The organism is Sphingobium chlorophenolicum (assembly GCF_000722875.1).
GTDB lineage: Bacteria > Pseudomonadota > Alphaproteobacteria > Sphingomonadales > Sphingomonadaceae > Sphingobium > Sphingobium chlorophenolicum.
Genome location: NZ_JFHR01000007.1, coordinates 100,292 through 119,621, shown reverse-complemented (window position 1 = coordinate 119,621; position 19,330 = coordinate 100,292). Strand labels below are relative to the sequence as shown.

Here is a 19,330-nt window from a genome sequence, read left to right as displayed (position 1 = left end):
GCAGCCGCCCCCAGGCGCGTGTAGCAAACCCAAACGGCGAAGCGTGCCTGGGGGCGGTTGCCCCTCAGGCTTTCCGCAGCGCTCGAGCGAAACCTGCTACGCGACGGCCTGTGATGCAAGATCGGCCGCGGCATCACGCTTTGCCTGTGCGGCCTTCCGTTCGGAATATCGATCGACGAGCTGACCGGCGTGCAGGCGTGTCAGGATCGTGAACCGGACCAGCTCTTCCATCACGTCGACAATTCGGTCGTAATAGCTCGACGGACGCATGCGCCCGGCTTCATCGAACTCCTTGAAAGCCATCGCGACGCTCGATTGGTTGGGGATGGTGATCATCCGCATCCAGCGGCCGAGCAGGCGCAGCGTGTTCACTGCGTTGAACGACTGCGAGCCGCCCGACACCTGCATGACGGCCAGCGTACGGCCCTGGGTCGGACGCATGCCGCCGAACTCCAGCGGCAGGTGGTCGATCTGGGCCTTCATGATGCCGGTGAGCTGGCCATGCCGTTCGGGGCTGCACCAGACCATGCCTTCAGACCAGAGCGCGTGCTCACGAAGCTCATGCACGGAGGGATGATCGTCGCCCTTCACCTGATCAGGCAAAGGCAGATCGCTGGGGTCGAATATCCGTACCTCGGCGCCGAACAGGATCAGCAGCCGCGCCGCTTCTTCAGCGGCGAGCCGGCTGAAGGACCGCTCGCGCAGCGACCCGTAGAGCAGCAGGATGCGCGGCGGAGGCTGATCGTCGCCGAGGCCCGCACCCGGCCGGGTAATCGCAATACTCTTATCAAGCGCGGGGAGATGATCGGGGTCGGTCAGCGTGCGGAGACGGGTCATCCAAGATCCTTGACGAGATAGGTCGCACGAGGACCGCACAGCGACGTGAACTGCGCGGTCGCGGCGATGAAGGCGGGTGCCGCGTCGCGATCGGCGTCGACATAACCAAGCCCTCGGAAGAACTCGGCGCTACCATTTGTGAGGAGGTGCAGCCGCTCGACCGTGCCGTCTGCTACCCGCTCGAGGCGTTCGACCAGCATGCGCCCATAGCCCTGACCGCGACGGGTCGGCAGCACGACCAGCGAGCGGAGCAGCCGGTCGGCGCCGTCGCCCTCCAGCCCGATGAACCCGATCAGCCCGTCATCGTCGGAGAGGCTGAATAACATCTGGTCGGGACCATCCAGATCGTCGGTCGGGAGCTGGGCGGCTTCGAGCGCGAGCCGCAGAACATCGTCGGCGTGCCGCGCCTCCGAGAAATAGACCTGCGTCATGCCGCCGCGCCTGCTTCGTACCAGGGCCGCGTCCGCTTCACGATCGAAACGACCGACAGCATGACCGGCACCTCGACCAGCACGCCGACGACGGTGGCCAGCGCCGCACCCGAGTTGAGCCCGAACAGGCTGATCGCTGCAGCAACCGCCAACTCGAAGAAGTTGGAGGCGCCGATCAGCGCGGCCGGGGCCGCCACGCACCAGGCCACCCCGAACCGACGGCTAAGCCAATAAGCGAGCCCAGCGTTGAAATAGACCTGGATCAGGATCGGCACTGCGATCAACGCAATGACGAGCGGATGGGCGATGATCGCCTCACCCTGAAACCCAAATAGCAGAACCAGCGTGGTGAGCAGCGCCAGCAGCGAGATCGGTCCGAGACGGGCCAATAACCGATCGAGTGCGGCCTGTCCGCCCGAGCCGATCACCGCGCCGCGGACGATCTGCGCGACGATCACCGGCACGACGATGTAGAGCATGACCGATATCAGCAGCGTGTCCCACGGGACCGTGATCGAGGCGACCCCGAGCAGCAGGCCAACCAATGGGGCGAAGGCGAACACCATGATCACGTCGTTGAGCGCGACCTGGCTCAGGGTGTAGGTCGGCTCACCCTCGCAGAGGTTGGACCAGACGAACACCATCGCCGTGCAGGGCGCGGCCGCGAGCAGGATCAGGCCGGCTATGTAGGAACTGACATCGGCCGCCGGCAGCAAGGGTCGGAACAGCCAGCCCAGGAACAGCGTACCGAGCAACGCCATCGAGAAGGGCTTCACCGCCCAGTTGATGAACAGGGTGACGCCGACGCCCTTCCAGTGCTGACGGACCGAGCCAAGCGCCCGCAGGTCGATCTTGAGCAGCATCGGAATGATCATCAGCCAGATGAGCACGGCGACCACGAGGTTGACCCGCGCGACCTCGGCCGAGGCAATCGCCCCGAACAGGCCCGGGAGAACATAGCCGAGGGCGATCCCGACCACGATGCACAGCGCCACCCAGACGCTGAGATAGCGCTCGAACGTGCTGATCGCCGGCTTGGCCGGCGCTGTCGTTGTCATGCGCCGGTCCTATTGCCAGCGTCGTCGATGACCTTCTCGCCGTCTTCCTTGGTGAAGGCGCCACGCTGCCCGGTCGGTAGAAGCTCGAGCACCTCTTCGGAGGGGCGGCACAGCTTCACGCCGAGCGGAGAGACGACGATCGGGCGGTTGATGAGGATCGGATGCTCGATCATCGCGTCGATGAGCTGGTCATCGCTCAGCATCGGGTCGCCGAGACCAAGCTCGGCATAGGGCGTGCCCTTCTCGCGCAGAAGCTCGCGCGGCGTGATGCCCATCCGCGCGATCAGCGAAACGAGCCGGGAGCGGTTCGGCGGCGTCTTCAGATACTCGATGACGTGCGGCTCGATGCCGGCGTTCTGGATCATCGCCAGCGTGTTGCGCGACGTGCCGCACTCGGGGTTGTGGTAGATGATGATGTCGACGGGCGTCATGCGGCGTCTCCGCGCCGGGCAGTCGAACCCTCGGCGTGGCCGATCTCCCGCAACTTGGCCGTCAGGGTGGTGGCTTCCAGCTTGTCGATCGGTAGCGAGATGAACAGGCGGATGCGGTTCTCGAGATAGCGCAAGGCGGTGACGAAGGCGCGCTCGCGCTCGATGTCGCTTCCTTGGACCTGGCTCGGATCCTCGATGCCCCAATGCGCTGTCATCGGGTGGCCGGGCCAGACCGGGCAAACTTCTCCGGCAGCGTCGTCGCAGACGGTGAAGACGAAATCCATGAGGGGCGCATCAGGGCCAGAAAACTCATCCCAGCTCTTCGATCGCAAACCGGCGGTCGGATACTCGATCCGCTCGAGGAGCCTGATCGCATCCGGGTTGATGGCTCCCTTGGGAAAGCTCCCTGCTGAAAAGGCGCGAAAGCGGCCGTTCCCGAGCTTGTTGAGAGCACTCTCCGCCAGGATGGAGCGAGCCGAATTACCAGTACAAAGAAACAGGACGTTGAACACGCGGTCGGACATCGGATTATCCTTCAGCAGCAGGGGTTGAGCTCGGCGATGAGAGGCTCGCAGAGCTCCGCCCTGCCGCCGCAGCAATCCTTCACGAGAAACAGGGTCAGCGCCTTCAACTGGTCGAGATCGGCGCGGTAGTTGATGACGCGGCTGCGCCGCTCCGACTTGATCAGCCCGGCACGAGCGAGGGTCGCGAGATGCACCGACATGGTGTTCTGCGGCACGTCGAGCGCCTTGGCGACTTCGCCGGCAGCCAAGCCATCGGGCTCATGCCGAACAAGCAGGCGGAATGCGTCGAGGCGTGTGCCCTGCGCGAGCGCGCCGAGCGCCGAGATCGCTGAGTCGTTTTCCATATATCTACGATAATGGATATATGGATTTAAGCAAGCGTGGCTATCGGCTCATCCAGATCCGTGAGGAGCTGCTCAATGCGGCGGCGGGTGCAATCATGCCGCCAGCGGATCGGTCTTGCCGTCATCATCGACCAGCTCGAACCCTTCGGAGCCTCTTGATCGATGGCGGACGACGCGCATGGCCGCGTCAGAGTAGAATAGGCTCGGGCATCGGCGGGAACACCCGCGTCACCGGCAAGCTGCCCTTGGGAAGCACCTTCAGCACCTCTTCGGCTGGGACTGACGGGTCCAGCCAGTCGGCCCACTGGTCGCGGGTGAGCGGGATAATCTGCCGCGAATGATAGGGCGCTACATCCTCGCCGGGCTCGGTCGTGAGCATCGTGAATGCCTCGCCGAACTCGGGGTGGGACCGCCAGATGCCGGCGATGCAGAACCAGTCGTGGTCCTTCAGCGTGAAGAGGTACTTGCTCTTGCGCTTCTGACCTGGCTCGATCGGCGGGCCGAACTCATAGAATCCATCTGTCGGAATGAGGCAGCGTTGAGAGGTAAACGAGCGGCCCTCGGATCGGAAGTTATAGACCGGCTTGCCGTTCGGGGCGGGCCAGCTCCATCGTCGGTTCACCAGCTCGCCGACGCCTCTGGCGCCGTCGATGCCCTTGATGATCGGCGCCACATCGCTGATCTTGATATCTTCGCGCGCGGCGACGTTGGGTGTGCCTTCCGGCAGGTCGATCTTGATCTCCAGATCATCGAAATCTTCGAGGATCGAGGCGATGGGGACTTCCAACCGATAGTCGTTGCACACGGGGTCAGGCCTCTCGAGACTCGGTGGAAAGATCATAGCGCGGCGAACCGACTCCGACGCAGAAATGTCCACATAAACTCATAGAAGCCATCGGCGAGGATGAGGCAGCGGGCGCTTTCGAACTCCCGGTCTTCGGAACGGAAGTTGTAGACCGGCTTCTTGTCAGGTCCGGGCCAACTCCAACGACGCTGGACGAGATCTCCGCCGCCGCGATCCCCGGCGACCTCGAACGATCGGGGCCGCGTCCGTGATCTTGATATCCGCGCGCGGCGCGACGTTTGGCACGCCCTCGGAAAACTTGATCTTGAGCTTCAGCTCTTCGAAATCTTCGGCGATCGAGGCAACATTCACCTCAAGCCGGTAACCGTTGCACATCGCATCTCCGATCCCGCCACAGTTGATTGCGGCGCCTGTTCTTCATATGTTCTGGCCATGCAAGCCACGCCCTTCGATTCGGATGCTCCGGATGGGACGCGTCGGGCTATCGTCCGGTCTGATCCGGCCGATGGCAAGCCCGAGCTCATCGAACTGGCATGGGGCTTGGCGCCGGCCAATCCGGGTGAGCCGCCTTTTCGTTTCGTGCGCTCGGAAGATCGGGCGTTTCCCTCCCATCGCTGCCTGGTCCCAGCGACCGAATTCCACGTTCGCGCCGGGAGGCGGCGGTATCGTTTCTTCCGCGAGGACGGAAACTGGTTCTATCTCGCCGGTATCTGGCGGCCGAGGAAAGGGGAACACCCCGACGCTTTCGCCGTGCTGACGGTGCCGGCCAATCTGGAGGTCGCACGCTATCAGACGCGCCAAGGCGCAATGATCACCCGCAACCGGACCATGCAGTGGCTTGACCTCACGCATCCGGAATCCGATCTCCTGGTTACTCCTCCAGCCCGGACCTTTCTGGTGGAAGAGATCGGTCGGGACGCCGCTCGGCAGCCCATGCTGGCCCTTTAGCGAAATCGCACCGGCCATTGTGGGTGCGTCGCTCGGCGAAGCGAGCCTATGGAACTGGTCGAGCCGTTCATTGATTCCCGATGGGAAGGAGATGAGCATGGCTGACAATAAATCCAAACGCGGCGGTGCAGATCGTCGGCAAGTGGCCGGCGGCGAAGGCTATGAAGTGAACTACTTCGCCCGCAAGCACGGCATTTCGAAGCAGCAGGCCGAAGACCTGATCAAGAGGGTCGGCAACGACCGCGACAAGCTCAACGCTGCTGCCGAGAAACTGAAGAAGTAGCTCGGCAACTATCCTTCGGGAACGACTCCGCGTCGGCAGGCGTCTCATGAGGATGAGGCAGACGGCTTAAGCGCGCACGATGGCGCGCGCGGCGACAAGGTCGAGTTCAGTTCGCGCGGCGAAGGCTGCAGGCGATGCGGACGCGGCTACGCTTGAGCCCCCCGCTTTCCGACCCGTCCAACTCGCAACGCTCGTCGATACCGTTCCAGCAAGCGATCGCTGGCTGCACGAGATGAAATATGACGGATACCGCACGGTCGTGTCCGTCGGCGGCGGGGAGGCGCGGGCCTACACCCGATCCGGACTGGATTGGTCCGAGCGCTTCCCGAGCATTCTCAAGGACGCCGCGGCACTCAAAGTGCGCTCGGCACTGATCGACGGCGAAGCTGTGGTGATCGACGCGAACGGCCAGTCGAGCTTCCAGGCCCTGCAGAACGCGCTCAAGGGCGCACCGGCCACCATCGACTATTATGCCTTCGATCTCCTGGAGCTGGACGGTGAGGATCTCACCGCCTTGCCGCTGGTCGAGCGGAAGGCGCGACTGCGGGCGATCCTGCCGAAAAAGGCACAGCACATCCGCTATTCAGATCATATCCGAGGCAACGGAGAGAAGCTTCTCAACAGCTTCTGCGAGGCTGACCTGGAAGGCGTGATCTCAAAGCTCGCCACGGCGAAATATGTCGGCAGCCGCGCTGGCAGCTGGGTCAAGACCAAGTGCATCAAGCGGCAGGAGTTCGTCGTGGTCGGTTGGACGCCGTCCGACAAGAGCCGCGCGTTCCGCTCACTGATCCTTGCGGTCCACGACGCGGGGAAGCTCCGCTATGCCGGAAAGGTGGGGACGGGTTTTGATACGGCCGAGCTGTTCCGCCTGATGGAGATCATGGCGCCGCTGGAGCAGAAGGCAGCTCCGGTCGAGGCGCCACGATCGGAGGTGCGTGGCGTCCATTGGCTGCGGCCCAAATTGGTGGCCGAAATCGCGTTCACGGAGATGACCGATGAAGGCACGCTTCGGCATCCCAGCTATCTTGGGCTGCGCGAGGACAAGAACCCCGAAGCGGTCGTGCTTGAGACCGAGCGCCGGGCTGACGAGCTTCCGCCCCCTGCTACGAGTGCGGTCCCGATCAGCAACCGAGACCGGGTGATCTATCCTGAGAGCAAGATCACCAAAGGCGAGCTCGCAGATTATTACGCCGCGGTCGCCGGCGTCATGCTTCCCTGGGTTGGCTCGCGTCCGATCAGCCTGGTGCGCTGCCCGCAGGGCCGTGCCAAGAAGTGCTTCTTCCAGAAGCACGACGCGGGCACCTTCGGTGATGCGGTCCGGCATGTCGGCGTCGTCGAGAAGGACGGCCATGAGGAGCCCTACCTCTATATCGATGATGCCGATGGGCTGATGACCTGCGTGCAGATGGGCACGGTCGAACTCCATGGCTGGGGCGCGCGCATCGAGGATGTCGAAAAAGCCGATCGGCTCGTCTTCGATCTCGATCCTGACGAAGGACTGGACTTCGAGAACGTGCGCGCAGCCGCCTTTCAGTTCCGGGAAATCCTGAAGTCGGTCGGGCTCGAGACCTTCCCGATGGTGACCGGCGGCAAGGGCGTGCACGTGATCGCGCCGCTGACCCCGCGCGCGGAATGGCCCGAAGTCAAGGATTTCGCTCATCGGCTGGCGCGAGCCGTCGCGCAGATCGATCCCGAGCATTTCACGGCCGCGCTGCCCAAGGCGCAGCGCAAGGGCCGGATCTTCGTCGACTATCTTCGCAATCAGCGCGGCGCCACGGCGGTAATGCCCTACAGCGCTAGAGCGCGCCCGGGAGCGCCCGTTGCAGCGCCGATCAGCTGGAAAGAAATGGAGACGATCGCCACGCCGGCCCATTTTCGTGTCGGCGATGGCACGAAATTGGTCCAACGCGCGGCATCGAAAGAGTTGGCGGGTTGGGGCCGCGCCAACCAGGAACTCCCCGATCTTTAGCCGCTTCGGCGCGAGACATCGCATTCCGTCGTCATCGTCAGCCAGAGCGGGCGGCCATTCTCACGTCCGCGCTCCGCAATCCGCTTGACCGGTCACGGCGATTCACGGAACATAAAGGGAACAACTCGAGTCTTATATGTATGCCTGCCCTCGATTCTCTCCCCGCCAGTTTAGCGCATCTGCGCGCAATAGCGACGCCCATCCCGGACTATCGCACGATTCCGTTTGATATCCCGGCACTGGATAGCCGCCTTGCCGGAGGCGGGCTGCGCGCTGGCGCGCTTCACGAGGTCGTTGCGCGGACCTGCTCGCTCGCCGACGATGCGGCGGCCACACTCTTTCTCGCTGGCATCGCAGCACGCGAGGCGCGGCGCAGCGGTGGTCCCGTCCTCTGGGTAGCGTGCCGCAGTGATCTTTACGCGCCCGGCCTGGCGCAAGCCGGGCTCACATCGGCGGACGTAATCCACGCGCTGCCGCGTGACGACGAAACGCTGCTGGCTGTCGTGGAAGACGCGGTCCGGGACGGAACGCCGTCTGCGGTCGTTGCCGAAGTGGCCAGGGTGCCGATGGTGGCGACGCGTCGCCTCCAACTGGTCGCCGCCGATGCGGACATCCCGGTGCTGCTCCTTCGGCGGCGCCGGCGCCGGGATCAGGAGCCGCTCGGTGAACCTTCTGCGGCCTGGACCAGATGGCGCATTGCGAGCGCGCCATCCGAGCGCCTGACCGTGGCGGGCGTGGGAAGGCCACGTTGGTCTGTCGAGGTCTCCCGCCAAAGAGGCGGAGAACCTTTCTCCCTGATCGTGGAGGGCTGCGATGAGACGGGTCGTCTCGCTGTTCCTGCCGCACCTGGCCGTCGAACGGCTGCGGCGGTTGGAACGGCCCGCTTCGCGGCTGCCTGAACGCGCCGCGCTCCAGCTTCCCGTCGACGACAACCCCGGCGCCTGCTCCGTCCCGCGCGGAGGCGGATGGCGTCCGGGTGCCCGCTGGGCTCGGGCCGGAACTCCGGCCAGGGGAGACATAGAGCAGCAGATCGCGGCACTGCCGGGCCACGCGAAACCGCCGATGCGGGAACTCGGCCGCCGATCCGAAGCGGCCGCCCACCCGTTCAAGCGCGCTGGCGCCCCAGCCGAGCCCAGCGCGGCCAATAACTCGTTTGGTCGCGCCGATGTGCCCTTGGTGTTGACCAATCGCGTCCGTCGACGCGAGGAGGTCGTGGCGGTGTGTGCCGCGGCGGCGGCTCTCGGCATCCATGTGGGCATGGCGGCGACGCACGCGCGCGCACTCGTGTCCGATCTCGACGTGCGGCCGCACGACCAAGCCGCGGATGCCGCCTTGCTCGATCGCCTCGCGCTTCTTGCCGTCCGGCGCTGGTCGCCGATCGCTGCCGCGACGCCCCCGGATGGATTGTGGCTGGACCTCACAGGCTGCGAGCATCTTCACGGCGGCGAAGAACGGTTCTGCCGACGCATTATAGCCTTCTGTCAGCGTGCGGGTTTCACGGCCCGGGTTTCAGTTGCCGATACCCCCGGTGCGGCCCATGCGCTCGCCCGCTTTGGCTGCACCGCAATCACGATCGTTCCGCGCGGCGAGACGGTCGCCGCGCTGTCGCCGCTGTCGCTGGCCGCACTGCGCCTCGAAAAGCCGTCTCTCGTTGCCGGCCGCCGCTTCGGTTTCGAGAGAATAGCCGATCTTCTGCCGGTTGCGCGCGCGCCTCTCGCGCGCCGACTCGGCTTAGCGGCGATCACCAGGCTGGATCAGGCTCTGGGTAGCGTCGCCGAGCCGATCACGCCGCGCGAGGACCCCGCAATGCCTGTCGCCGAGCGGCGACCGCTTGAGCCTATCGGCACGGCCGAGGCGATCGCACAGGTCATCGAGGACTTGTTGGGCGATCTAGCGGAGCTGCTGCAGGCGAGGGGGCTTGGTGCCCGTTCGCTGCGGCTCTGTGGCGCCCGCGTGGACGGGAGCGAGCAGGTGGTGGCGATCGGCACGTCACGGCCAACGCGAGAGGTGCCGCACCTCCTGCGCCTCTTGAAGCTCAAGATCGAGCGGATCGATCCGGGCATGGGTCTCGAGCAGTTCTGGCTGGCGGCGACCCATACCGAGCCGCTCGATGCGGTCGAACTGGGCGCCGTACTCGCCGGAGACCCACTCGTGCGCGATCCAGCCCGCCTCGTAGACGTGGTGGCTGGTCGCATTGGCAGCGAAGCGGTGTTTCGCATCGTTCCCGTGGCAAGTCATGTACCAGAGCGGGCGGTGGCCCATTGCGACCCGGTCGAAGTACCGGGCGACTGGCCGAACTGGCGGCGCCCGGTCCGCCTGTTCGCACGACCCGAGCCGCTCTGGGGCGTGATTGCCCTCCTGCCCGATCAACCGCCCAAGCGATTTGAATGGCGTGGCCGAACGCACCGTGTGGTCGCGGGCGATGGTCCCGAGCGCATTCATGGGGAATGGTGGCGACGAGACGCCGAAGTCTGGGGAGTGCGCGACTATTTCCGGGTGGAGGACGAGCATGGGGGCCGGTTCTGGCTGTTCCGGCGTGGCGACGGGATGGATCATCAAACCGGCGATCTGAGCTGGTGGATCCACGGCGTGTTCGCATGACGCCCTACGTCGAACTCCAGGTCCTGACGCACTTCTCGCTCCTTCGCGGCGCGTCCAGCCCGGAGGAACTCTTCGCGGCCGCGGCGATGCTCGGATATCCGGCGCTTGGCGTCGGCGACATTGGAACCGTTGGGGGCGTGGTGCGCGCCTGGGAGGCCCAGAAGGCAACCGGGGTCCGTTCAATCGCGGGGGCTCGGGTCGATCTGTCCTGCGGGCGGCGCCTGATCCTTTATCCGACCGACCGGACTGCCTGGTCGCGGCTTACGCGTCTGCTGACGGTCGGCAAGAAGCGGGCCGGGAAGGGCGGTTGCCTGCTCCACTGGCACGATCTCGAGCCATGGTCCGAAGGCATGATCGCCATCCTGCTGCCGCATGAGGCTGACGGGGAGAACCTGGCGGCGCTCGCCGACCTTCGGGCAATCTATGGCCAGCGGGGATATATGGCGCTGTTCCAGCGGCGCCGGCCCGACGATGCGGTCCGCATCGATGCGCTCGCGCGGCAAGCTGGCGCCGCTGGAGTCCGCGCGGTCGTCACGGGTGACGTCCTCTATCACGCTCCGGACGCTCGTCTCCTCCAGGACGTGGTGACGGCCGTGCGCGAGAAATGCACGGTCGATGAGCTCGGCTACCGGCGGGAGGTCAATGCCGATCGCGCGCTGAAGCCCCCGGAGGAGATGGTGCGCCGTTTCGGCCAATTCCCGGACGCGTTGCGGGCCAGCGTTGACATTGCGAACCTTTGCACATTCGTTCTTGGCGAACTGGCGTACCAATATCCGCATGAGCGGGTGATCGAGGGCCTGACTGCGCAGCAGGCGCTCGAGCAGATGGCGAACGATGCCGTCGGGCAGATGTTCGACGGCAAGGTCCCGCAGGCTTACCGAGATCAGATCGGCCACGAGCTGCGCCTGATCGACGAGCTCGGCTACGCGCCTTACTTCCTGACCGTCCACTCCATCGTGCGCGAGGCGCGCCGGCGCGGGATCCTCTGTCAGGGCCGCGGCTCGGCCGCGAACAGCTGTGTGTGCTTCGTGCTCGGGATCACCAGCATCGATCCCATCAAGCATGAGCTGCTCTTCGAACGCTTTGTTTCGGGCGAGCGGCGCGAGCCGCCCGACATCGACGTCGACTTCGAACATGAGCGCCGCGAGGAAATCATCCAGTGGATCTATGAGACCTATGGGCGCGACCGCGCGGCGCTCACGGCCGTAGTCACCCGGTACCGGGCACGCGGCGCTGTGCGCGACGTCGGTAAGGCGATGGGCCTGCCGGAAGATCTCACCGCCTCCCTCGCCGGCCTCGTCTGGGGCTGGTCGGCCGAAGGGGTCGGCGAGAAGCAGGTCGAGGAGCTCAATCTCGACATCGCCGACCGCCGGCTGCGGCTGACGCTCGACCTCGCCCGGAAACTGATCGGCGTGCCGCGTCACATGAGCCAGCATCCGGGCGGGTTCGTGCTCACCCATGATCGGCTCGACGATCTCGTGCCGATCGAGCCGGCGGCGATGGATGATCGGCAGATCATCGAGTGGGACAAGGATGACATCGACGCGCTCAAGTTCATGAAGGTCGACGTCCTCGGACTTGGGATGCTCGGCTGCATGAACCGGGCATTCAATCTGCTCGAGGAGGCCAAGGGCCTTAGTATCGGGCTCGCCGACCTGCAGGACGACGATGAGGCCGTGTTCGGCATGATCCAGAAGGCCGACACCGTCGGCACGTTTCAGATCGAAAGCCGCGCGCAGATGTCGATGCTGCCGCGCATGAAGCCGCGGCGCTTTTACGATCTTGTCATCCAGGTCGCGATCGTAAGGCCTGGCCCGATCCAGGGGGACATGGTCCACCCTTATCTGCGGCGTCGGGAGGGGTTGGAGAAACCCGAATATCCCCGTCCTGAACTGCGCGCGGTCCTGGAGAAGACGCTGGGGGTGCCGCTCTTTCAGGAGCAGGCGATGAAGGTGGCTATTGTCGGCGCAGGCTTCACGCCCGCCGAGGCGGACGCCCTGCGCCGCGCGATGGCGACCTTCAAGTTCACCGGCGGGGTATCGCATTTCTCGGAGAAACTGATCGAGGGCATGGTGGCGCGCGGCTACCCTCGTGAGTTCGCCGAGCGCACCTTCCGTCAGCTGGAGGGCTTCGGCTCCTATGGCTTTCCCGAAAGCCATGCCGCGTCGTTCGCGAAAATCGCCTACGCCTCGGCCTGGATGAAGCATCATCATCCCGACGTCTTCTGCGCGAGCTTGATGAACGCCCAGCCAATGGGCTTCTATGCCCCCGCCCAGATCGTGAGGGACGCGCGCGAGCACGGCGTCGAGGTTCGCCCGCCGTGCATCAACGCGAGCCGTTGGGACTGCACATTGGAGCCGATGGGCGGGCGCTACCTCGCGGTCCGGCTTGGGCTACGGCAGGTGCGCGGCCTCTCCAACGCGGATGGCGCGGCGATCGTCGCTGCCCGTTCGACGGCCGCGTTCGATTCCGTCGAGGATGTTTGGCGGCGTTCGGGTGTCCAGCGCGCCGCCATCGAAAAGCTGGCTGATGCCGATGCATTCCGTGTCTTCGGTGCCGATCGACGGCAGGGGCTCTGGAAGGTGCGCGGCCTCGGCGAGGCGCCGCTGCCGCTCTTTGTCGCTGCCGACCGTGCGTCTGAAACCATCAGCGCGGAAGGTCTCGAGCCGGAGGTCATCTTGCAGCCTCTCACCGACGGCCGTGAGGTGATCGAGGATTATCGTACGCTTCAGCTATCGCTTCGCGCGCATCCGATGACCTTCGTGCGCGACGAGCTGACGCGCCGCAGCATCATCAGGTGCTCCGATCTCGCAACGATAAGAGACGGCCGTCATGTCGAGGTCGCCGGAATCGTTCTGGTCCGGCAGAAGCCCGGTTCGGCGAAGGGGGTCCTCTTCATCACGATCGAGGACGAAACCGGCATCGCAAACGGAATCCTGTGGCCCGATCGCTTCGAGGCGCAACGCCGGACGGTGATGGCGGCATCGATGATCGGAATGAAGGGCCGCGTTCAGAAGGAAGGCGAGGTGATCCATGTCATCTGCGACCGCATTATCGATCACGGTGACCTGCTCCATCGGATTGGCGAATTGTCCCTGCCGCACCGCACGGGACGCGGCGATGGCGCGCGCCATGCTGGATCGCCCGATCGCGGCGACAGGAACTGGCGACCGGAAGCACGGAGCCTTTATGGGCCGCCGCAAGCTGACGGCATGGATCCCAAAGACGCCGTGCGCTTCAAGTCGCACGACTTCCGTTGATCCGTGGCAGAGCTTCCGCGTCACCAGCGCGTCGTCATCGCGCTCTCACTCCATATCCTTCGGTCAGGCGTGACGCGCTCCTCCGACGGCCGCGTCGATGGCGTGGAGGTGCGCCTGGCGCTTCGCTGCCTTCTCCAGCACTGCCCGGAGCGTTGGCCCTTGGAACTCTACTGGGATGCCGCCAAGCAGGAGAATGATATCGGCCGTGCCCAAGGCGTCACAGCAGCGTTCAACGCTATCGTCCGACAGCTGCGGCAGGCGGGCCGCTACACCGAAATCTCGCCTTCCTGACATTCGGCTGAGCCGCATCTCGACAGTGTCGGCCCTGGCACTTCACCCCTCGCAAGGGGCATTCCTCGCCATTTTCGCGCACCGACTTCTGCCAGCAGCCGAGGAACCAGCCGTGGCACTTTACCCGCCGGTAAAGTGCCACGCGCGGTCTTATCCGCCAGCAAATCTTCTGTCGAAGCTCAAGGACAAACGTCAACGTACGCCCAGTGAGACGCCGGTCTCGGCACCGCCGCGCCTACCTTTCGATCACGTCAAAATGGAAGGCGCCCGATATCATTCACGCGACCGATCCTAGGCGAGAGCAGCGATGCCGCCAGCTTCCTGACCGGGGCCGAGCTTTGCGTCGATGGCGGCATGAGGCAGGTATAGCTGGAAAAACGAGGGGCTGATCGCAGCGAGAAGGGCCCGGCAAAGTGCCACGAGCGGTCAAAGATCGTGGCGAATGCCCAAGAGGGATTCACTCCGGCGTCGGTTTGTGCTTGTAATGTTCCGATGTTCCAGCCCGATCTCTTCTCGCTCGAAGAGCAGGCCGCGCCGGCCAACGAGGAGGAGCCTGCGCGTCCGCTCGATCTGCCCGGTATCCTCGAGCGGCTGACCGCAACGTGCGAGCGGCCGCGCTACAGCTTCATGGTCCTCAATCTCATCGCCCAGGCCAGCGCGAACACGGGGTCGGCCGGTCCCTACATCCGCGAAGGCGATCAACGCATTCCCGTCCGCGACTGGCTCTGCGAAGCCCTCGTTCCTGTCGCCCAGCGTGATCCGAGGCGCCTCGCCATCGCGGACAAAGTCCGGGAGGAACTGGAAGCCAAGAGCGCATTGCCGACGGATCCCGATGCGGCCGATAGCATCGTGCAAGCCCAGGTTCGCATGCGGATCAGGCTTTCGGGCCGCACGAATGTCAGCCGGGCCGTCTCGGAACTGGTCCGTGCCGGCTTCGTGCGTCGGCACTATCAGGGCTACCGGGTAGACCATCAGAACCGCGGCGCGCAGCGGCAAGCGGTCTACACGGTCACCGAGGAAGCCATGAAGGCGCTTCACGCAACGCGCTGAACCGGCTACGGTCAGTTCCGATTGAGACCTACCTCGACTTTGAAGTTTTGTCTGCCGCAGTTGGTCGGCCACAATGAATCTCGTCGACGGTCGCTCCCGATCCGCTCACCTCGAGAATGCTGCCCTGATGTGCCGGCAGTTCATCGGAGAGACGACGGTCGGTGTGAATGGGTCACGAGCCCCGTCGCGTGCCTTTGCCGATCAGCAGTCCACCCGATCCACCAAATCGCTGACGATCGTCTCAACGCTCAACGGGTAGACGCGTCCGGAGCCGCGCGGGTCGAACTGACGATGTCCCTCAGCAGCGAAGTCACGGACGGCCGAACCCAGCTAGTCCGAGCAGACCGACAGGTAAGCCGTCGTTGCGAGAAGGTGTGCGAAATCAATTCTGTGCATTCGTGATATCGCTCGGCCACGCATGTCCTCAAGGTTCATCAGAGAAAGCCTTCGCCAGCGTGCTCACGAAACCGTTCATGATCGCGGACATATTCGGCGACCATCTCGAGTGAGGCGTGGCGGCTGTGCTCCTTCATCTTGAAGAGGTTGGCGTTTTGCCGGCCGGCTTCGGTCAGGAATCCGGCTCGCAGGCTGTGGCCTGAAAACATTTCGGGCTGGTATCCAGCTGCGATCGCGGCCGCCTTGACCACGAGGGCGACGCCCTGGGCGCTCATCGCCTTTTCCGTGAGCCTCCCCTGCGGGGTCAGCTTGCGGAAAACCGGCCCCTCCGAAATGCCTGCTTTGTCGAGCCACGCCCGGTAATGATGCACCGGCTCGAGACGACGCCCGTCGGGAATGGCGACGGTGTGACCATAGCCCTCCTGATCGGTCTTCGATGATGGGATCCGCACCAACAGACCGCGGTCATCCTCCGAGACGCGGGCGATCGTGATGGCGACCAACTCGGAGCGGCGGAAGGCGCCGGCCATCCCCATGGCGAGCAGCGCGCGATCGCGGTAGGCACGGAGATCCTCGCCGGTGATGCTGCGGAGCATATCGCGCAGCACGTCGCCGTCGGCCGCGCGCTTCTTGCTAGGCTGCTCTCCCTTTTTGTCCTTGCGGATGCCGCGCATCGCTTTTTCCAGACGGGCGGCGTCAGGCTGGGTCGTCGGTGGCTCGTGGCCTGCAGCGCGGTGGGCGAAGACGATGGCGGCAAGCCGACGGCCGATCGTCGCGCGGCCAAGAGGCGCCGGGCTTTTCCGCGGCAGAATCTTTCCTCGTTTGGTGCGCCTCGGCTCAGCGGGAACGAACCCGTGTTCGGCAGAAAGGCGGCGACCGTCGCCGGCTTCGCAGGTAGCGGGCGATAGCCATTTTCGCCGCACCAGGCACAGAACAGCCGCCAGTCGGATTTGTACGCGCGCAGCGTCGCCTCAGCCGAGGCGCGCGCGACATAGGCGTCCACGCGTTCGCGGTCGCTTGGAGCAAGCTCAGGCAGAAAGGGTTCGAGAGTGGCGATGTGATCTAGCACGACCATCGCGCTGGCGATGGTCGCGTCGCTGTTTACCGGTTCCTCCTCGGCAGGAGCCGTCATGCTGATCCGGCTCGCACTGTCGGCAATTCGGATGTGCTGTGGACCGCGACGATCATGCCGGCGAACGTATGCGAGTGCTCCCGAAACCGCCAACATCTTTTTCGCGGGAATCGCGTTTATCGCTAATTACTGCACATGTCATGTCGTGCTGGTTGCGACGCGACCGGCGATGCTGGTCCCAAACTGGAAGATGTGGTAAAGCGACTACCGCTTACCACATACGGAGCGATGGGACTCATGACAGTGCAAGTGAACATCACCCCGAACGGGCGCATGAGCCTGCCCGCAAGCATCCGCAAGCGCCTGGGCCTCGAGGGCGGCGGCGCGGTGCTGCTGGAGGAAACCGAGGATGGGGTGGTGCTCAGAACCGTTCATCAGGCGGTGGCGCGGGCGCAGGCGATCGCCAAGAAATATGCCGGCCATCCGGACGCCTCCGTGGATGCTTTCCTCGCAAGCCGCCGGACGGACAGCGGCGAGTGACGGAGGCTGTTCTCGATGCCTCCGCCATCCTGGCCCTGCTGAAGGGGGAGCGCGGAGGAAGTAAGGTCGCCGGCGTGGTGAGTGAGGCGGCAGTGGGGGTGTTCAATCAGGCCGAGGTTGTGAGCCATTTCGTTCACCTCGGCGCTCCGCTCGAGGATATCAGGGCGATGCTGGGTGCCTTGCCCTACACCGTCGTGCCCGCGGACGAGGCGCTGGGCTGGGAGGCGGGCGCGCTGCGCGCTGCGACCAGCGCGGCCGGGCTGGCGCTCGGCGACCGCTTCTGCCTGGCGCTCGCAAAGCGGCTTGGCGTGCCGGCCTATACCGCGGACCGCGCGTGGAAGGATGTGGCCACAGACGTCGGCGCGAAAGTGGTGGCGATCCGCTGAGCGGACGACATGATAGGCTGGAGAGCGCTTGGATGCAGGATCTGTTGGAACAGCCGTCGCGCTATCTCGCGACAGTCGAGGAGCTGCTTACGGCGGAGCGGATGCAGCAGGCGGCCGAACTGCTGCGCGGCGCGACGCCCCGGGTGGAGCGCACCGGGTACGACAATTGGAACGGCGGTACCGAGCAGTGGACGGTCTACCTGTCGGTCGAGCCCGCCGACTATGCTCTGCTCGGCGGGGCGAAAGACGGGATCGAGGATCAAATAACCCAGCGACTGAAGGCGGTGCTCGAACCATTTACCGAGGATTGGTACAGCGCCAAGATCGTCCCGCGACTGGCTGATCCTGGCGCACTGGCGCGGCCCAACGCGCGGATCCGGCGGCAGACTCGCCAAAACATCATAGATGGACTGCGCATCGACTCGGTGGGCTGGAGCGGCAAGCTCGACGAGGTCGATTTTCTCGCGCGCATCTATGCGCTCGACGCGCTTCCCTCATACGACTCACGCTACAAGGATGCCGCTGGCGACATCTATCAGCACCGCGTCAACAATTTCGATTGGGGTGACGACTGGGTCTATGACGACGCACGCTTCGGGCTCGCGAACGGCCCTGACGACACCTTCCTGCGCTTCCTCTGCGAGACCGTCCACCCCGTCGTCCGGCCCGACAAGGACGAGGCAATTAGGCTCGTCGCGCAGTACAACGACCAGCTTCGCCAGGATGGGTGGGAGCTGGTCGAGGAAGAGTGGATTGCCGGGCGTCCCCGCTTTGTTGCCCGGCGTGCCGGCATCTCCGGCGGCCGGTCGGTATCCCGCGCGCGAACCGTTGCCGATGCTCTCGACGCCGGCTGGATGCAAAAAGAAATCGAGCGCCTCGAAGTTTCCGTCGAGGCCGATCCGGCGCTGGCGATCGGCACCGCCAAGGACCTGGTCGAGACCTGTTGCAAGTCGATCCTGACCCGCCAGTCGGTCACCTTCCCGAAGACGGCGACGCTGCCCGAGCTCACCAAGCTGCTCACCAAGGAGTTGAAGCTCGTGCCCGAGGGCATCTCCGACGAGGCGAAGGGCGCCGAGGCGATCCGGCTGCTGCTGCGCAACCTGACGACGATCACCCAGTATCTTGCCGAGATCCGCGGTCTCTACGGCTCCGGGCACGGCCGCGATGGCAAGCACCGCGGCCTCGAGCCGCGTCACGCCCGGCTAGCGGTTGCCGCCGCGGTCGCGTTCATCGACTTCGTCTCGGAGACCTACCATCAGCGCATCCTGCCCGGTGCTGCGCCCCGGCCAACGTCAACGGCGGAATAATGAGCCAGGCGACCGCGCATCAAGCAAAGAAGGAAATCGTTCAGTGCTCCAGTCACCTTTGAGCGACGATGATCGTCAATGGCTTATCCGGCTCGCCAGACTCGCCGTCGCCAATTTCAATGCCGGGGACTGGCAGGAGCTTGGCGTCCACACCGGTGCGCTCGATGCGATTAGGGGGCACGATCGCTTGCTGCGAAGCCTCAGCTTCAACGATCCGGACTATTCCGGTAACGCTCATGGGGTCTTCTTTTCGATCGTCGAACGGGATCCGCGCAACCTGCAGATCGTCGCCCGCTTCATTCGCGATCGCTACGGCGACGACGGCGAGCTCATCTCCACGAGCGCTGGTCAGGGTCGCACCATCATCTTCACACCAAGCGTTTTCGAGGTACCGGAGGGTAGCGTCGAGCCAGACCTTATCGCGGTGATGACCCCCTTCGCGCCCGAGTTCGAACCTGTGTTCGAGACGATCACGCGCGCGGCCGCCGCGGCCAGCTACCGGACGCTGCGCGCCAAGGACATCTGGCTGCACTCAGCAGTGATTCAAGACGTTTTCTCGCTGATCTTCAAGGCGCACATCGTGGTGTGCGATTTCACCGGTCGCAATCCGAACGTCTTCTACGAAGCCGGGATTGCTCATACGCTTAGGAAACATGTTGTGCCGATCACTCAATCCGCGGCCGACATCCCCTTTGACCTGCAACACCATCGATATCAGCCGTACCTTAATAACGGCGAGGGACGGCAGACACTTGAGGGAGCCCTACGATCCCGGTTCGCGGCGCTCCGGCGGTAGG

21 protein-coding genes are annotated in these 19,330 nt (G+C 64.7%); 12 read left to right on the top strand and 9 right to left on the bottom strand.

What is annotated here, in order from left to right; all coding sequences use genetic code 11:
* Window positions 1-96 precede the first annotated feature (96 nt).
* From arsH to BV95_RS04970, 8 genes are all read right to left on the bottom strand, one after another.
* Entirely contained in the window at window positions 97-837 is a 741-nt protein-coding gene (gene arsH, locus BV95_RS05005) for an arsenical resistance protein ArsH (RefSeq protein WP_037448153.1), read from the bottom strand.
* Window positions 834-1,268, bottom strand: coding sequence for a GNAT family N-acetyltransferase (locus BV95_RS05000; protein WP_037448151.1), 435 nt, complete (start codon window positions 1,266-1,268; stop codon window positions 834-836). The genes arsH and BV95_RS05000 overlap by 4 nt, the downstream gene beginning before the upstream one ends.
* A complete protein-coding gene (gene arsB / locus BV95_RS04995; RefSeq protein WP_037448148.1) occupies window positions 1,265-2,326 on the bottom strand; it encodes an ACR3 family arsenite efflux transporter in 1,062 nt (353 codons plus the stop codon). The genes BV95_RS05000 and arsB overlap by 4 nt, the downstream gene beginning before the upstream one ends.
* Window positions 2,323-2,757, bottom strand: a complete 435-nt coding sequence (arsC, locus tag BV95_RS04990; protein ID WP_037448145.1) for an arsenate reductase (glutaredoxin) — start codon at window positions 2,755-2,757, stop codon at window positions 2,323-2,325. Before arsC ends, arsB begins: the two co-directional genes overlap by 4 nt.
* Window positions 2,754-3,281, bottom strand: a complete 528-nt coding sequence (locus tag BV95_RS04985) for an arsenate reductase ArsC (protein ID WP_037448142.1) — start codon at window positions 3,279-3,281, stop codon at window positions 2,754-2,756. Before BV95_RS04985 ends, arsC begins: the two co-directional genes overlap by 4 nt.
* A gap of 11 nt (window positions 3,282-3,292) precedes the next feature.
* On the bottom strand, window positions 3,293-3,625 hold the full coding sequence (locus BV95_RS04980) for an ArsR/SmtB family transcription factor (protein ID WP_037448139.1): 333 nt from the start codon (window positions 3,623-3,625) through the stop codon (window positions 3,293-3,295).
* Between the two features lie 187 nt (window positions 3,626-3,812).
* Window positions 3,813-4,430, bottom strand: coding sequence for an SOS response-associated peptidase (locus BV95_RS04975; protein WP_037448137.1), 618 nt, complete (start codon window positions 4,428-4,430; stop codon window positions 3,813-3,815).
* 162 nt (window positions 4,431-4,592) lie between these two features.
* A complete protein-coding gene (locus BV95_RS04970; protein WP_202901549.1) occupies window positions 4,593-4,805 on the bottom strand; it encodes a hypothetical protein in 213 nt (70 codons plus the stop codon).
* A 57-nt stretch (window positions 4,806-4,862) separates the two neighbouring features.
* On the opposite strand from BV95_RS04970, the gene BV95_RS04965 reads away from it, so the two are divergent.
* The 8 genes from BV95_RS04965 to BV95_RS04930 all read left to right on the top strand — a co-directional run bounded on the left by BV95_RS04965 (window position 4,863) and on the right by BV95_RS04930 (window position 14,832).
* Complete coding sequence (locus BV95_RS04965) at window positions 4,863-5,378, top strand: SOS response-associated peptidase family protein (protein ID WP_037448134.1); 516 nt, start codon at window positions 4,863-4,865, stop codon at window positions 5,376-5,378.
* A gap of 97 nt (window positions 5,379-5,475) precedes the next feature.
* Entirely contained in the window at window positions 5,476-5,661 is a 186-nt protein-coding gene (locus BV95_RS04960; protein WP_037448131.1) for a DUF3606 domain-containing protein, read from the top strand.
* Window positions 5,662-5,740: 79 nt separating this feature from the next.
* Window positions 5,741-7,630: a DNA ligase D gene (ligD, locus tag BV95_RS04955; RefSeq protein WP_037448128.1), complete on the top strand. Its 1,890-nt coding sequence runs from the start codon at window positions 5,741-5,743 to the stop codon at window positions 7,628-7,630.
* Between the two features lie 140 nt (window positions 7,631-7,770).
* Window positions 7,771-8,529, top strand: coding sequence for an ImuA family protein (locus tag BV95_RS04950; protein WP_202901548.1), 759 nt, complete (start codon window positions 7,771-7,773; stop codon window positions 8,527-8,529).
* A 163-nt stretch (window positions 8,530-8,692) separates the two neighbouring features.
* Window positions 8,693-10,231: a Y-family DNA polymerase gene (locus tag BV95_RS04945; protein ID WP_081873283.1), complete on the top strand. Its 1,539-nt coding sequence runs from the start codon at window positions 8,693-8,695 to the stop codon at window positions 10,229-10,231.
* On the top strand, window positions 10,228-13,491 hold the full coding sequence (locus tag BV95_RS04940; RefSeq protein ID WP_037448125.1) for an error-prone DNA polymerase: 3,264 nt from the start codon (window positions 10,228-10,230) through the stop codon (window positions 13,489-13,491). Before BV95_RS04945 ends, BV95_RS04940 begins: the two co-directional genes overlap by 4 nt.
* A gap of 3 nt (window positions 13,492-13,494) precedes the next feature.
* Window positions 13,495-13,782, top strand: coding sequence for a hypothetical protein (locus BV95_RS22985; RefSeq protein ID WP_081873278.1), 288 nt, complete (start codon window positions 13,495-13,497; stop codon window positions 13,780-13,782).
* A 492-nt stretch (window positions 13,783-14,274) separates the two neighbouring features.
* Window positions 14,275-14,832: a hypothetical protein gene (locus BV95_RS04930; protein WP_037448120.1), complete on the top strand. Its 558-nt coding sequence runs from the start codon at window positions 14,275-14,277 to the stop codon at window positions 14,830-14,832.
* Window positions 14,833-15,266: 434 nt separating this feature from the next.
* On the opposite strand, the gene BV95_RS24525 is transcribed toward BV95_RS04930, so the two are convergent.
* Complete coding sequence (locus BV95_RS24525; protein WP_234703097.1) at window positions 15,267-15,902, bottom strand: site-specific integrase; 636 nt, start codon at window positions 15,900-15,902, stop codon at window positions 15,267-15,269.
* A 695-nt stretch (window positions 15,903-16,597) separates the two neighbouring features.
* Between BV95_RS24525 and BV95_RS04920 the strand changes: the two genes are divergently transcribed.
* The 4 genes from BV95_RS04920 to BV95_RS04905 are packed head-to-tail and all read left to right on the top strand — an operon-like array spanning window position 16,598 to window position 19,329.
* Window positions 16,598-16,840: an AbrB/MazE/SpoVT family DNA-binding domain-containing protein gene (locus BV95_RS04920; protein ID WP_037448118.1), complete on the top strand. Its 243-nt coding sequence runs from the start codon at window positions 16,598-16,600 to the stop codon at window positions 16,838-16,840.
* Entirely contained in the window at window positions 16,837-17,226 is a 390-nt protein-coding gene (locus tag BV95_RS04915) for a type II toxin-antitoxin system VapC family toxin (protein ID WP_037448115.1), read from the top strand. Before BV95_RS04920 ends, BV95_RS04915 begins: the two co-directional genes overlap by 4 nt.
* Window positions 17,227-17,258: 32 nt before the next feature.
* Window positions 17,259-18,533, top strand: coding sequence for an abortive infection family protein (locus BV95_RS04910; RefSeq protein WP_037448111.1), 1,275 nt, complete (start codon window positions 17,259-17,261; stop codon window positions 18,531-18,533).
* Window positions 18,534-18,591: 58 nt separating this feature from the next.
* The gene (locus BV95_RS04905) at window positions 18,592-19,329 is read left to right on the top strand and encodes a hypothetical protein (RefSeq protein ID WP_037448260.1); all 738 of its coding nucleotides are present in this window, start codon (window positions 18,592-18,594) and stop codon (window positions 19,327-19,329) included.
* Window position 19,330 lies beyond the last annotated feature (1 nt).

What these genes read in the sequence shown, in the direction of transcription:
- BV95_RS04985 (WP_037448142.1), bottom strand. Translation starts at nt 3,281, where the DNA reads ATGTCCGACCGCGTGTTCAACGTCCTGTTTCTTTGTACTGGTAATTCG.
- BV95_RS04960 (WP_037448131.1), top strand. Translation starts at nt 5,476, where the DNA reads ATGGCTGACAATAAATCCAAACGCGGCGGTGCAGATCGTCGGCAAGTG.
- BV95_RS05000 (WP_037448151.1), bottom strand. Translation starts at nt 1,268, where the DNA reads ATGACGCAGGTCTATTTCTCGGAGGCGCGGCACGCCGACGATGTTCTG.
- BV95_RS04910 (WP_037448111.1), top strand. Translation starts at nt 17,259, where the DNA reads ATGCAGGATCTGTTGGAACAGCCGTCGCGCTATCTCGCGACAGTCGAG.
- ligD (WP_037448128.1), top strand. Translation starts at nt 5,741, where the DNA reads ATGGCGCGCGCGGCGACAAGGTCGAGTTCAGTTCGCGCGGCGAAGGCT.
- BV95_RS04970 (WP_202901549.1), bottom strand. Translation starts at nt 4,805, where the DNA reads ATGTGCAACGGTTACCGGCTTGAGGTGAATGTTGCCTCGATCGCCGAA.
- BV95_RS24525 (WP_234703097.1), bottom strand. Translation starts at nt 15,902, where the DNA reads ATGCGCGGCATCCGCAAGGACAAAAAGGGAGAGCAGCCTAGCAAGAAG.
- BV95_RS04965 (WP_037448134.1), top strand. Translation starts at nt 4,863, where the DNA reads ATGCAAGCCACGCCCTTCGATTCGGATGCTCCGGATGGGACGCGTCGG.
- BV95_RS04945 (WP_081873283.1), top strand. Translation starts at nt 8,693, where the DNA reads ATGCGGGAACTCGGCCGCCGATCCGAAGCGGCCGCCCACCCGTTCAAG.
- BV95_RS04920 (WP_037448118.1), top strand. Translation starts at nt 16,598, where the DNA reads ATGACAGTGCAAGTGAACATCACCCCGAACGGGCGCATGAGCCTGCCC.
- arsC (WP_037448145.1), bottom strand. Translation starts at nt 2,757, where the DNA reads ATGACGCCCGTCGACATCATCATCTACCACAACCCCGAGTGCGGCACG.
- BV95_RS04950 (WP_202901548.1), top strand. Translation starts at nt 7,771, where the DNA reads ATGCCTGCCCTCGATTCTCTCCCCGCCAGTTTAGCGCATCTGCGCGCA.
- arsB (WP_037448148.1), bottom strand. Translation starts at nt 2,326, where the DNA reads ATGACAACGACAGCGCCGGCCAAGCCGGCGATCAGCACGTTCGAGCGC.
- BV95_RS04980 (WP_037448139.1), bottom strand. Translation starts at nt 3,625, where the DNA reads ATGGAAAACGACTCAGCGATCTCGGCGCTCGGCGCGCTCGCGCAGGGC.
- arsH (WP_037448153.1), bottom strand. Translation starts at nt 837, where the DNA reads ATGACCCGTCTCCGCACGCTGACCGACCCCGATCATCTCCCCGCGCTT.
- BV95_RS04930 (WP_037448120.1), top strand. Translation starts at nt 14,275, where the DNA reads ATGTTCCAGCCCGATCTCTTCTCGCTCGAAGAGCAGGCCGCGCCGGCC.
- BV95_RS04940 (WP_037448125.1), top strand. Translation starts at nt 10,228, where the DNA reads ATGACGCCCTACGTCGAACTCCAGGTCCTGACGCACTTCTCGCTCCTT.